A 12,997-nucleotide genomic window follows, 5' to 3' on the forward strand; every position below is an offset into this window, starting at 1 on the left:
GCAGGGATGGCGCCGTTCATGAGCGCGGCGGTGTTCCTGCGGGAGCGGCTTCGTCTCAAACCACCTCGGCCTGGCGCTTGACCTGGTACTGATTGCGCACCGGCGTCGCATACTGCTGCACCAGGTATGGCCGGTGCTCCGCAGGGCAGGCCTCCAGGCGACGCTGCCACTCCTCCTTGGCCCGTGCCAGCTCCTCGGCCGCAAACACCTTCTCTGCGGCGGGTACTTCCAGCGCCGCGTCCTGCCCGTCCCACATCGCATAGGCCAGGTAGTGGACCGGGAACAGCCGGTAGCCGCCGAGAATCTGCCGGTCGATGGCCAGGGCCAGTTGCTTGGTGTCCTCGTGGTACTCGGTCACCGGCGGGGCGAAGTTGATGTGCACCCGGCCTTTGTAGCCGGTGATGCCCTGGGCGATGCTGTTGTCGTCTTCACCAGGCACTTTCTTGTAGGTGCCAGTAGTGGCGCGGATATACAGCTCGCGCGCCTTGGCCTGGTCGCAGGGGTCGTATTCGTAGCTGATCGACACCGGGATCAGGTTCAGGCTCTGGATCACTGCGCCGAACGGCTCGTCCTTGCGGCTCATGTGGAACATCTTGAGGATCGCCGAATCGGTGCGATCGTCACCATCCTTGGCACGGCCTTCGGCCTGGGCAATCCAGATCGAGGCGCTGTCGTTGCGGATCGAATGGTTGATGTAGGCCGACAGCAGTTGGTAAGCCGCGAGCTTCTCGCGTCGGCCACTGATCGAGCGGTGCACGATGAAGCTCTTGTTCAGACGCATCATGTCGCTGACGAACGGCTTTTGCAGCAGGTTGTCGCCGATGGCGATGCGTGGCGTCGGCAGGCCGGCGTGATAGACCGCATAGTTGACGAATGCCGGGTCCATGACGATGTCGCGGTGATTGGCCAGGAACAGGTAGGCACTGCCCGACTTGAGCAGCTCGACGCCGGTGTAGGTGACCCCGTCGGTGGCTCGGTCGATGGTGCGGTCGACGTAGTATTCGACCTTGTCCTGCAGGGTCGAGACGCTGGTCACGCCAGCGAACTCCTTGCGCAGGCGCCGGGCGATCAGCGGCTTGAGCAGCCAGCCGAAGGCGCCCGCGATACGCGGGAAACGGAAGTGGGTGAGGATATCGAGGAATGCCGGGTCGCTGAGCAGGCGTGCCAGCACGGCAGGCACTTCAGCGTCGTCGTAAGGTCGGATGGCATCGAATTCGCCCATCATGCTCTCTTGTTGGAAACGGCTAGAGTAATAAAGTAGGGGCGGGGCCGAAAAAAACGGCTCGGACACACACGGACCCCGTAAACAGACCGGCAATTATACGCATAAGTCACTGCGCAGGCCCCCGATGCTCGAAATCGACTTTTATGACTGCCCTTATTGCGGGGAGCGTGTGGAAACCACGGTCGATATTTCCGGTGGCGACCAGCACTACACCGAGGACTGCCAGGTGTGCTGCCGGCCCATCGTGTTCATCCTGCAGGTGCATGGTGACGAATGGATGCTCGAAGTACGCCGCGAGGACGATGCCTGATGCGCCGGATCTACGAACCGGAGAGCCTGATGGAGGCGCAGATGCTGGTAGGCATGCTGGCCAGCGAAGGGGTCCAGGTGCACCTGATCGGCGGCGATCTGGTCGGCGCCATGGGCGATCTGCCGATGCAGGGCTTGCTGGCCCTGGCGGTTGCCGATGAACAGGCCGGGTACGCACGGCAGCTGATCGATGAGTACAATGCCGCCCAGCCCCTCGCCGGGGACGAGCCGGAGAGTATCCCCGGTACCCTGATCTGCTAGGTTTGCTGTCTTATGTGTGGACGTTACGCCCTCTTTCGCTGGTCCCAGGCTTTTGCCGCCCTGCCCGGATTTCCCGCCGACCAGCAGGCCCAATGGAACATCTCGCCTGGGGCGTCGGTGCTGATTCAACGCCGGCTCGACGGCCAGTTGCAACTGGCCAGGGCTCGCTGGGGCCTGACCCCGGCCTGGCTCACCGACCTGTCCCGCACCCCCGCCCATGCCCGCGCCGAGACCCTCGCCGAGCAGCCGATGTTTCGCGAAGCATTTCGCCAGCGCCGTTGCCTGATGCCGGCCAACGGCTTCTACGAGTGGCGCGGAACGGCGCGCAAGCGCCCGTACTGGGTGACGCCGGGGGAGGGCGCGTCGTTGTTCTATGCCGCGGTGTGGGAGGCGTATCCGGTGCAGGAGCAGGTCTGGCTCAGTTGTGCGGTGATCACTCAGGCGGCGATGAACCAGCGTCGGCCATTGATTCTCGATGAGGCCGGGCAGGCCGCCTGGCTGGATCCCGACACACCGCTGGCGCGCCTGCACGAGCTGCTGGCCAGCCCTCCAGCGGCGTTGCGCGAGCGGGCGCTGGCGCATCTGGTCAATGATCCGAAGCTCGATGGACCGGAGTGCCTGACTCCGGCTTGAGATTTATGGCGAGCATTTCGCGGGCAAGCCCACTCCTCACAGAGATGGGCTTGCCCGCGAAAAGAGCGACTCGGTATTTGAATCAAACCCTGAACTGATTGATCAACCGCCGCTGCTGCTCGGCCAGCTTGGTCAGCTCGGCACTGGCCTGGCTCGATTCGTCAGCCCCGCCGGCCACTTCGCCGGCCACCTGGCCGATGTTGATGACGTTGCGGTTGATGTCCTCTGCCACCGCGCTCTGCTGTTCGGCGGCGCTGGCGATCTGGGTGTTCATGTCGTTGATCACCGACACGGCCTCGGTGATGCTCTCCAGCGCTTCGGCAGCACGGCTGGCCTGCTGCACGCTGTCGTCGGTCTTGCCCTGGCTGTCTTCCATCACCTTGACCACATCGCGGGTGCCCTGCTGCAACTGCTGGATCATCTGCTGGATTTCCTGGGTCGCCTGCTGGGTCTTCTGCGCCAGGTTGCGCACCTCGTCGGCGACCACGGCGAAGCCGCGGCCCTGCTCTCCGGCGCGGGCCGCCTCGATGGCAGCGTTGAGCGCCAGCAGGTTGGTCTGTTCGGCAATGGCGCGGATGGTCACCAGGATGGCATTGATGTTCTCGCTGTCGCGAGCCAGGGTCTGCACCACGGTCACTGCACGGCCGATCTCGCTGGCCAGGACACTGATCGAATGTGAGGTGTCCCGCACGATCTGCATGCCCTGGTTGGCAGCCTGGTCGGCATTGCTGGCGGCATGCGCGGCGTGGGTGGCATTGCGTGCCACGTCCTGGGCGGTGGCGGTCATCTCCTGCACGGCGGTGGCTACCTGGTCGATCTCGGCCATTTGCTTGTGCACGCCCTGGTTGGTGCGGATGGCGATGTCGGCGGTGTGCTCCGAGGAATCGCTGACTTTCTGCACCGAGGTCACCACCTGGCTGATCATCGCCTGCAGCTTGGCCAGGAAGGTGTTGAAGCCTTTGGCGATGGCGCCCAGCTCGTCGGCGCGATCACTCTGCAGGCGGCGGGTGAGGTCGCCTTCGCCCTGGGCGATGTCGTCGAGCATCGCCACCATCTGTTTCAGCGGACGGGCAATGCCATGGGCCAGCAGCCAGATCACCAGCAGGCCGAGGGCGGCGATGCCCAGGCCGACCAGGGTCATGCCGGCGATGTCGGTACGGCGCTGCTCGCCGAGGTCTTTCTGTAGCTGGTTGACGTCGGCCATGACCGTGCTCAGCGGCATTTCCAGCAGCAGGACCCAGCGCGCGTCGGTGCTGGCGACCTTGAACGGCAGGAACAGCTCGATACGGTCCTTCGCGGTGTCGACTTTATAGTGCAGGTCTTCGCCGCTGATACTGGCCAGGGTTGCGGCTTCGGCCGGGTCCAGCACGTCGCTGGCCTTCTCGCCGAACTTGGAGGCGTCCTTGGTATAGGCGACCAGGCGACCGTTGCTCGACACCAGTGCCAGTTCGCCGGCGCCATTGTACAGCTGGCGGTCGGCGGCGTTGAGCAGGTCCTGGATGAAGTTCACCGACAGGTCGGCCCCGGCGATGCCCTGGAACTGACCGTTGACCATGATCGGCTCGACGAACGAAGCGAGCATCACCATCTTGTCGCCAACCTTGTAGGGCGCCGGGTCGATCACGCAGGCCTTCTTGGTTTCCTTCGGGCACAGGTAGTACTCACTGGCGCGTACCCCGGTCGACAGCACGGTGTGGTCGTTGACGTCCACCAGGCGGTCCTGGCCGAGACTGCCGTCGGCGTTGCGGAACCACCAGGGCAGGTAGCGTTCGCCATTGATGTCGGCGTGATCCAGTGCGTTCGGCTCCCAGCCCAGATACGCCCCGAGCACCGTCGGGTTGACCTCCACGGTGCGCTTGAGCAGGTTGTTCAGGTAGGCGCGGTCGATCTGCATCAGCGGTTTGCCGTCGGCGTCCTGCATGCCGAGCATGGCGTTGACCGTGGCCAGGCTGCGGCTGATCAGCAGCGGCGCTTCCAGGCCGCGCTGGATCTCGCTCACCTGGGTGCGGGCCAAGGCCGACAGGCGCTGTTCGATCACGCTTTCGAACTGCTGCTGGGTGCGCTGCTGTACCAGGTCCTGGGTGCGGGCCCCGGAGTACACGGCGTACAGCACCAGCGCCGCGACAATGCTCAATACAATGGCACCGGCCAGGGCCGCCACGGAAAACTGGATCGACTTGAACTTCATTACTGGAAAGCTCCACGCAAGGAGGTCGTTTTCTTTTGTTATCGGCGTGGTCGAGGGAAAGCATGAGGGGAGGATGAGAGAAATCTTCCCTGCGGCTCTGGCAGGGTCAGGCGAGTGAGCCTAGGATACGCGGCATGTAAAAAGGGAGTGTTTTCATGCGTAAGTCTTTCGTGATCAGCCTGTTGAGCGCCAGCGTTCTGCTGGGTGGTTGCCAGGCGGTCAATACCACCAGCGGCGGAGCGGTTGGCGTCGAGCGCAAGCAGTACATGTTCAGCATGCTGTCGACCGATGAGGTCAACCAGATGTATGCGCAGTCGTACCAGCAGACGCTCGGTGAAGCGTCGAGCAAGGGCGTGCTGGACAAGAGCAGTGCCGATGCCAAGCGTGTGCAGGTCATTGCCGACCGCCTGATCGCCCAGGCCCCGCAATTCCGGCCGGATGCCGCGCAATGGAAGTGGGAGGTCAACGTGATCAAGAGCGATGAGCTCAACGCCAACTGCGGGCCGGGCGGCAAGATCATCGTCTACACCGGGCTGATCGATCAGCTCAAGCTCACCGACGCTGAGCTGGCTGCGGTCATGGGCCATGAGATCGCCCACGCCCTGCGTGAGCATGGTCGCGAGGCGATGTCCAAGGCCTACGGTATCGAGATGGCGCGCCAGGGCGCCGGTGCGATCTTCGGCCTTGGCCAGGACAGCATGGCGCTGGCCGACACCATGGTGAACTACTCCATGACCCTGCCCAATAGCCGGGCCAACGAGAACGAGGCCGACCTGATCGGCCTGGAACTGTCGGCACGGGCCGGTTACGACCCGAATGCGGCGATCACCCTGTGGAACAAGATGAGCAAGGCGTCCGAAGGCGCACCGCCTGAGTTCATGAGCACTCACCCGGCTTCGGCCAGCCGCATCGCGTCGCTGCAGGCCGCGATTCCGAAGGTGATGCCGCTGTACCAGGCGGCGAAGAAGTAACGCGCTCTGCGCTGTGGGGTAGTTGTCTGGTTCAACTATCCCGCGGCTGGAGCAATTCCTGTGGGGGCGGGCTGGTCCCGCGATCACCGGCAAAGCCGGTGCCAGGTGCTGCGGTGTCTGGCACCGGCTTTGCCGGTGATCGCGGGACGAGCCCGCTCCCACAGTCAGGACCGCTCTCACGGTCCTGTCCTGTCTTCGGTGCCTTAGCCAATCCACCCACTGGTCTTCATCGCCGAATACACCGCGACGGCTGCCAGCACGAAGAACGCTGCCGCCGCCAGTCGACGGATCAACGCCAGCGGCAGTTTGTCGGCCGCGAAGTTGCCCGCCAGGACCACTGGTACGTTGGCGATCAACATGCCCAGCGTAGTGCCGATGATGACCATGATCAGGTGCGGGTACTGCGCGGCCAGCATCACTGTGGCGACCTGGGTCTTGTCACCGATCTCCGCCAGGAAGAACGCGATCAACGTGGTCAGGAACGGGCCGAAGCGGCGTGCATTGCTGGTTTCGTCATCGTCCATCTTGTCCGGGACCAGGGTCCACAGGGCGGTGGCGGTGAAGCTCGCAGCCAGGATCCAGTGCAGCACGCTTTCGGTGAAGAACCCGCTGACCCAGGCCCCCACGGCGCCGGCGGCCGCATGGTTGGCGAGGGTGGCGGCGACGATGCCGGCGATGATCGGCCACGGCTTGCGAAAGCGCGCCGCGAGAATGAGCGCGAGCAATTGCGTCTTGTCGCCGATTTCGGCGAGCGCAACGATAGCGGTGGGAACGAGCAGGGATTCGAGCATCAGGCTTCCTACGGGGCGGGTCGACACGGCTATGACACGTACAGCCTCCCCGCCCCGGGTAAGGTGTGCGTGTCATAGGTCTTGTCAAACCCCGGGCTCATCTGTGTGAGCCGTGAGGTCGCACGCGCCATGGCCTGTGGGCCAAGTGTGTTGACGCGTGCCGGGCAAGCAGAGGGTGCTTGCGGGAGACTACTCCCCTAGGACGGAGCGGATTCTGCCTAGCCGAAACGGTTTGGGCAAGCGTTAATTTTTTAACCGCGTGTTGCCCTGTAGATCCGGAAGCCGTCTGCTTCGGCGCGGATTTCGCAGTTGCCCAAGGCCTCCTGGAGCAGGGGTTGATAGCGCAGGAAGCTATTGGCAACCAAGCGTATTTCGCCGCCTTTTCGCAGAATTTTGCTGCTTTTTCTCAGCAGGTTTTCCGCCGCCTGATAGTCGGTGTGCACCCCGGTATGGAACGGGGGATTGCTCAGGATCACGGTGAGATTATCGGGTGCTGCATCAATGCCATCACCGCTGATCACCTCGCCTTGCAGACCATTTGCAGCCAGCGTCAGTCGACTGGCGGCCACGGCGAAGGCATCGACATCGAGCAGGGTGACATTGCTTTGTGGATAACGTCGCTTGATGGTCGCGCCGAGTACGCCCGCGCCACAGCCAAAGTCCAGCACATGGCCGATCGGCAGTTGCTCCAGATGCTGCAGCAGCAGTGCGGTACCGCGATCCAGGCGGCCGTGGCTGAACACGCCCGGGAGGCTGATCACCTGCAGCGGGCCATCTTCGAGCGCCAGCTCGAAGCGCTCCGCCAGGCTCTCCAGGGGCTTGGCCTCGGGCGCATTGTCCACGGTCACCTGCCATAGCTGGCAGTGGCGGGCGCTGTCGAGCTTGCGCGGTTTGCCGAAGGCTTGCAGTTGCTTGGCCGCGCCCTCGATTCCGCCACGTTTCTCGCCGACCAGATACAGCACGCGCCCGCCCAGGCGCGAGGCCAGGGCGTTGAGCAGGTAGGCGGCAAGATCGCGGGACTTGGGCAGGAACAGTACCGCCGCGCCGAACGGAACCTGTGGCACCTCCACGCCGTAGTGGCTGCGGCCAGTGAAACGCTGCTCCAGCAGCGCCTGATCACCGGCGTGCCAGGTCCAGGCGTGCGCTTGCGGCAGTTGCCCGAGCAGGCCATCGGCGGCGGCGCCGGCGATCAGCAGCGGGCCCTGGAACAGGTCCGCCTGGCGGAGCAACACTTCACTGCGCGGGTCCATCGGCGGACGCCTCCTGAAAAAGCGCGAAGTGTATCACTTGGCGTACCGGGACGCGGCGTGGTCGCTGCAGGAGCAACTGTCTTGTTCAAGGTCTAAAGGCCAGCCCAATCCCCCGTGGGAGCCACTGTCTTGCTCAAAATCTGTGGGAGCGGCGGTTCGCCGCTGCGACTTGCCCGCGAACACGGGCGTAGCCCGTGCCAGGCAACGCGGTGCCTTTTTCGCGGGCAAGCCCGCTCCTACAGGTACCGCACCCGCGCTGAGGACCGTGCACGGGTTGGCAGTGGCGACCGAGCGGGTTTGCGCTTCAGGCCACCACCCGCCGTGGCTGACCGGCGAAGAACGCCTGGGCGTTTTCGGCCAGTTGCCCGACGATACGCTGGCGCGACTCCACCGCACCCCAGGCACTGTGCGGGGTGATGATCAGGCGCGGGATGTCTGCCGCCAGCAGCGGATTGCCGTTTACCGGCGGCTCGACGCTCAGCACATCGGTCGCCGCACCGCCCAGGTGACCGCTGCGCAAGGCATCAGCCAGCGCCTGCTCATCCATCAGGCCGCCGCGGGCGGTGTTCACCACCAGGGCACCCGGCTTGAGCAAGGCCAGTTCACGGGCGCCGATCATGTGGCGGGTCTGCTCGTTCAGCGGGCAGTGCAGGGTCAGGGCATCGACTTGCGGCAGCAGTTCATCCAGCGCCAGGCGATCGGCGCGCGCCGGTCGTCCAGGGATCTGCCCGCTCAGCACACGCATGCCGAACGCCTCGGCCAGGCGCGCCACCGCGCCGCCCAGCTCGCCGTGCCCCAACAGGCCCAGGGTCTTGCCTTCCAGCTCGACGATGGGGAAGTCCAGCAGGCAGAACTGGCTGGCCTTGGCCCATGCGCCGTCCTTTACTGCTTGCTGGTAGTCGCACAGCCGGGTGGCCAGTGCCAGCAGCAGCGCCAGGGTGTGCTGCGCCACCGAAGGTGTGCCGTAGCCCTGGCAGTTGCACACGGTGATGCCTAGGGCGCGGGCGGCGGCGAGGTCGACGTTGTTGGTGCCGGTGGCGGCCACCAGGATCAGTTTCACTTGTGGATTGGCCGCGAGCGCCGCAGCATCGAGCATCACCTTGTTGCTGATCACCACGCTGGCGCCCTGCAGGCGTTCGCTGACCTGTTCCGCTGCGCTGGCGGCATGCAGTTGCAGGCTGTCGAACTGCTGTTCGAGCGCAGAAAGGTCGAGATCTCCCAGGTCAAGGGAGTGATGGTCGAGAAAAACTGCATGACGCGACATTGGCGGCTCCGTCGGCAAAGGCCAGAGGTGGGGAGCGCATCGGCTCCGGATTCTGCGGCGCTGTAACGCCCTGTTCGCACATTGCCACTCATACTTTGCGACGCCAAATCATTCCTTCGGCTGATTTGACCGTCGCGTCACCGATCTACAGTAAATCCTTGAATATCCGGCACGCTTTTCAGAAAAGGGATACCCATGCTGCAGACCCGCCTCCTCAAGCCCGCCGACGGCGCCTACACCTACCCGCTGCTGATCAAACGCCTGCTGATGTCTGGCAGCCGCTACGAAAAGACCCGCGAAATCGTCTACCGCGACAAGGTGCGGCTGACCTATCCCGAACTCGGCGAGCGCATCGCCAGGCTGGCCAACGTGCTCACCGAAGCCGGGGTCAAGGCCGGTGACACGGTGGCGGTGATGGACTGGGACAGCCACCGCTATCTGGAATGCATGTTTGCCATCCCGATGATCGGCGCGGTGGTGCACACCATCAACGTGCGCCTGTCTCCCGAGCAGATCCTCTACACCATGAACCACGCCGAAGACCGCTTCGTGCTGGTCAACAGCGATTTCGTCGGCCTCTACCAGGCCATCGCCGGGCAACTGACCACGGTCGACAAGACCTTGCTGATCACCGATGGCCCGGACAAGACCGCCGAGCTGCCGAACCTGGTCGGTGAGTACGAGCAACTGCTCGCCGCCGCCAGCCCGCATTACGACTTCCCCGACTTCGACGAGAACTCGGTGGCCACCACCTTCTACACCACTGGTACCACCGGCAACCCCAAGGGCGTGTACTTCACCCACCGTCAACTGGTGCTGCACACCCTGGCCGAAACCTCGGTGCTCGGCAGCCTCGACAGCGTGCGCCTGCTCAGCACCAACGACGTCTACATGCCGATCACGCCGATGTTCCACGTGCATGCCTGGGGCATCCCCTATGCGGCGACCATGATGGGCATCAAGCAGGTGTATCCGGGGCGCTATGAGCCAGACATGCTGATCAAGCTGTGGCGCGAGGAAAAGGTCACCTTCTCCCACTGCGTGCCGACCATCCTGCAGATGCTGCTCAACTGCCCTTCAGCCAAGGGCCAGGACTTCGGTGGCTGGAAGGTGATCATCGGCGGCAGCGCGCTCAACCGGGCGCTGTACGAGGCTGCCCTGGCGCGGGGCATCCAGCTCACTGCGGCCTATGGCATGTCGGAAACCTGCCCGCTGATCTCCTGCGCGCACCTGAACGAAGAACTGCTGGCCGGTGGTGAAGACGAGCGCGTCAGCTACCGCATCAAGGCCGGCGTACCCGTACCCTTGGTGGAGGCGGCCATCGTCGACGACCACGGCAACTTCCTGCCCGCCGACGGCGAGGCCCAGGGCGAGCTGGTGCTGCGCGCCCCCTGGCTGACCATGGGCTATTTCAACGAACCGGAAAAGAGCAACGAGTTGTGGGCTGGCGGCTGGTTGCACACCGGCGATGTCGCCACGCTCGATGGCATGGGCTACATCGATATCCGCGACCGCATCAAGGATGTGATCAAGACCGGCGGCGAATGGATCTCCTCCCTCGATCTTGAAGACCTGATCAGCCGTCACGTTGCCGTGCGCGAGGTGGCGGTGGTCGGCGTGCCCGATCCGCAGTGGGGCGAGCGGCCATTCGCGCTGCTGGTGGTACACGAAGGCCAGCAGCTGGACGCCAAGGTGCTCAAGGAGCATCTCAAGCCGTTCGTCGAGTTGGGGCACATCAACAAGTGGGCGATTCCGAGCCAGATCGCCGTTGTTACTGAAATTCCCAAGACCAGCGTGGGCAAGCTCGACAAGAAGCGTATCCGCGTGGACGTCACCCAGTGGCAGGCCAGTAACAGTACCTTCCTCTCGACCCTGTAACACTTGCCCGGGTCACGCCTGTTCTGGCGTGACCCGCGTGTTAGAGGTATCGCGCCTTGTCAAACGACGAAATTGAGCCATGCTTCTGCACTGCCAGCGATCGAAGTGGCCATTTGCGATGCCTCTGCTTGCGAGACGCAAATCACACTTTAGAGGGATCAAGCGCGTGTGGCCGCTGGCTATAGTCGGGTCAGGGGATTTTCAGAAATGGGGGAGGGCGCACGCGCATGCCGTGCTGCCTCTGGCAGGAGCCTGCTCGCAGCGCTCGGGGCCGTTTCTGAAAGGACTCACTGCCATAACAAAAAAGTACATGGAGTAGCGTCGATGACATCTGCAAACCCGTTCTGGCGCCGGGCCAAGCTGCCCTTGGCCGTCAGCCTCGCTTCCACGCTCGCAAGTCCCGCATTCGGTGTGAGTTTCAACATCGGGGAAATCGAAGGTCAGTTCGACTCATCGCTCTCCATCGGGGCCAGCTGGTCGACTGCCAATCCCAACAAGAACCTGATCGGCGTCAACAACGGTGGCAAGGGCCTGTCCCAGACCTCCGACGATGGCCACCTGAACTTCAAGAAAGGCGAGACCTTCTCCAAGATCTTCAAGGGTATCCACGATCTCGAACTCAAGTACGGCGACACCGGCGTCTTCGTCCGTGGCAAGTACTGGTACGACTTCGAGCTCAAGGACGAAGGCCGCGAGTTCAAGGATATCAGCGACTCGGGGCGCAAGTCGGGGGCCAAGTCCTCGGGCGCGCAATTGCTCGACGCGTTCATCTACCACAACTACGCCATCGCCGACATGCCGGGTTCGGTGCGCTTCGGCAAGCAGGTGGTGAGCTGGGGTGAAAGTACCTTCATCGGGGGCGGCATCAACTCGATCAACCCGATCGACGTCGCTGCCTTCCGCCGCCCAGGCGCCGAGATCAAGGAAGGCCTGATCCCGGTCAACATGTTCTACATCTCCCAGAGCCTGACCGACAACCTGTCGGCCGAAGCCTTCTACCAGCTCGAATGGGACCAGACCGTCACCGACAACTGCGGCACCTTCTTCTCCCAGCCCGACATCATCTCCGACGGCTGCACCGACAACCTGCGCGTGCTCAACAGCAGCCGCACGGTGCCAGGCGCAGCGCAGCAGTTCCTCGCCACCCGTGGCGTGAACATCAACGAAGAAGGCGTGATGGTGCGCCGTGGTCCGGACCGCGACGCGCGTGACAGCGGCCAGTTCGGCGTGGCGCTGCGCTACATGTTCGAACCGCTGGACACCGAGTTCGGTGCCTACTTCATGAACTACCACAGCCGTGCGCCGATCTTCAGCGCCACCGGCGCCTCGCCTGCGGTGTTCGCTGGCATTCCGTCGCTGCCGGCCAACCTGCGTCCGCTGGCGCCGCTGATCGTCGCGGGCAACTCGCAGTACTTCGTCGAGTACCCTGAAGACATCCGCCTGTACGGCCTGAGCTTCTCCACCACCCTGCCCACCGGCACGGCGTGGAGCGGTGAAATCAGCTACCGTCCCAACGCTCCTGTGCAGTTGAATACCACCGACATCCTGTTCGCCGGTGTGCGTCCGCTGGGCGGCGCCCTGGCCAACGCTTCGCTGCTCAACGGTACTCCGGGTCAGGACCTGCACGGCTATCGCCGCAAGGAAATCACCCAGTTCCAGACCACCCTGACGCACTTCTTCGACCAGGTGATGGGCGCCAGCCGCATGACCGTGGTGGGCGAACTGGGCGTCACCCATGTGGGCGGCCTGGAGAGCGCACACGACACCCGTTACGGCCGTGACCCGGTGTTCGGCCCAGGCCCGCTGCCGGCCACCGGCGGCGCGAACACCTGCCAGGCACTCAATGCCAGCACCATCGCCGGTGCCGGTGCAGGCGCCTCGACCACCAACCTCAATCGCAAGTGCGAGAACGACGGCTATACCACCAGCACCTCCTGGGGGTATCGCGCCCGGGTGATCTGGGACTACAACGACGTCTTCGCCGGGGTCAACCTCAAGCCCAACGTGGCCTGGTCCCACGACGTGTCCGGCTACTCGCCGGGCCCTGGTGGCAACTTCGAGGAAGGCCGCAAGGCGATCAGCCTGGGCCTGGACGCGGAGTACCAGAACACCTACACCGCGAGCCTGTCGTACACCAACTTCTTCGATGGCAAGTACAGCACCGTGGATGACCGCGACTTCGTCGCCCTCAGCTTCGGCGTGAACTTCTAAGAACTCTGATCCAGGA

11 protein-coding genes, 1 pseudogene and 1 riboswitch are annotated in these 12,997 nt (G+C 63.9%); of the genes and pseudogenes, 6 read left to right on the top strand and 6 right to left on the bottom strand.

The genetic code is table 11. The features are described 5' to 3' along the window. Positions 1–55 precede the first annotated feature (55 nt). Entirely contained in the window at positions 56–1,222 is a 1,167-nt protein-coding gene (locus ACMGGG_RS02135) for a 1-acyl-sn-glycerol-3-phosphate acyltransferase (RefSeq protein WP_414155777.1), read from the bottom strand. A 127-nt stretch (positions 1,223–1,349) separates the two neighbouring features. On the opposite strand from ACMGGG_RS02135, the gene ACMGGG_RS02140 reads away from it, so the two are divergent. Genes ACMGGG_RS02140 through ACMGGG_RS02150 form a run of 3 tightly spaced genes read left to right on the top strand, consistent with a single transcriptional unit; the run spans position 1,350 to position 2,428 of the window. Beyond that, complete coding sequence (locus tag ACMGGG_RS02140) at positions 1,350–1,535, top strand: CPXCG motif-containing cysteine-rich protein (RefSeq protein WP_063542939.1); 186 nt, start codon at positions 1,350–1,352, stop codon at positions 1,533–1,535. Further along, positions 1,535–1,795, top strand: coding sequence for a putative signal transducing protein (locus tag ACMGGG_RS02145; RefSeq protein ID WP_054894585.1), 261 nt, complete (start codon positions 1,535–1,537; stop codon positions 1,793–1,795). The genes ACMGGG_RS02140 and ACMGGG_RS02145 overlap by 1 nt, the downstream gene beginning before the upstream one ends. 12 nt (positions 1,796–1,807) lie before the next feature. After that, on the top strand, positions 1,808–2,428 hold the full coding sequence (locus ACMGGG_RS02150) for an SOS response-associated peptidase (protein WP_125930745.1): 621 nt from the start codon (positions 1,808–1,810) through the stop codon (positions 2,426–2,428). A gap of 82 nt (positions 2,429–2,510) precedes the next feature. Here the strand turns inward: ACMGGG_RS02150 and ACMGGG_RS02155 are convergent, their stop codons facing one another. Both ACMGGG_RS02155 and ACMGGG_RS02160 read right to left on the bottom strand, forming a co-directional pair. Beyond that, the gene (locus tag ACMGGG_RS02155; protein ID WP_370672103.1) at positions 2,511–3,353 is read right to left on the bottom strand and encodes a methyl-accepting chemotaxis protein; all 843 of its coding nucleotides are present in this window, start codon (positions 3,351–3,353) and stop codon (positions 2,511–2,513) included. 12 nt (positions 3,354–3,365) lie between these two features. Further along, a pseudogene (locus ACMGGG_RS02160) lies at positions 3,366–4,616 on the bottom strand (HAMP domain-containing protein); the annotation flags it as partial. A 155-nt stretch (positions 4,617–4,771) separates the two neighbouring features. Between ACMGGG_RS02160 and ACMGGG_RS02165 the strand changes: the two are divergent. Continuing rightward, the gene (locus ACMGGG_RS02165; protein ID WP_414154789.1) at positions 4,772–5,587 is read left to right on the top strand and encodes a M48 family metallopeptidase; all 816 of its coding nucleotides are present in this window, start codon (positions 4,772–4,774) and stop codon (positions 5,585–5,587) included. 203 nt (positions 5,588–5,790) lie between these two features. On the opposite strand, the gene ACMGGG_RS02170 is transcribed toward ACMGGG_RS02165, so the two are convergent. The 3 genes from ACMGGG_RS02170 to ACMGGG_RS02180 form a co-directional block, all read right to left on the bottom strand. Beyond that, complete coding sequence (locus ACMGGG_RS02170; RefSeq protein WP_054895644.1) at positions 5,791–6,378, bottom strand: TMEM165/GDT1 family protein; 588 nt, start codon at positions 6,376–6,378, stop codon at positions 5,791–5,793. An 87-nt stretch (positions 6,379–6,465) separates the two neighbouring features. Next, a riboswitch (yybP-ykoY riboswitch) is annotated at positions 6,466–6,588 on the bottom strand. 41 nt (positions 6,589–6,629) lie between these two features. Beyond that, on the bottom strand, positions 6,630–7,628 hold the full coding sequence (locus tag ACMGGG_RS02175) for a methyltransferase (protein ID WP_414154790.1): 999 nt from the start codon (positions 7,626–7,628) through the stop codon (positions 6,630–6,632). Between the two features lie 304 nt (positions 7,629–7,932). Then, positions 7,933–8,892: a 2-hydroxyacid dehydrogenase gene (locus tag ACMGGG_RS02180; RefSeq protein ID WP_414154791.1), complete on the bottom strand. Its 960-nt coding sequence runs from the start codon at positions 8,890–8,892 to the stop codon at positions 7,933–7,935. 195 nt (positions 8,893–9,087) lie between these two features. On the opposite strand from ACMGGG_RS02180, the gene ACMGGG_RS02185 reads away from it, so the two are divergent. Continuing rightward, positions 9,088–10,770, top strand: coding sequence for a fatty acid--CoA ligase (locus ACMGGG_RS02185; RefSeq protein ID WP_151925818.1), 1,683 nt, complete (start codon positions 9,088–9,090; stop codon positions 10,768–10,770). A gap of 324 nt (positions 10,771–11,094) precedes the next feature. Beyond that, a complete protein-coding gene (locus ACMGGG_RS02190; RefSeq protein ID WP_112897345.1) occupies positions 11,095–12,981 on the top strand; it encodes a DUF1302 domain-containing protein in 1,887 nt (628 codons plus the stop codon). Positions 12,982–12,997 lie beyond the last annotated feature (16 nt).

The organism is Pseudomonas sp. BNK-44-b (genome assembly GCF_047456245.1).
In the GTDB taxonomy this organism is placed as follows: Bacteria; Pseudomonadota; Gammaproteobacteria; order Pseudomonadales; family Pseudomonadaceae; genus Aquipseudomonas; species Aquipseudomonas machongensis.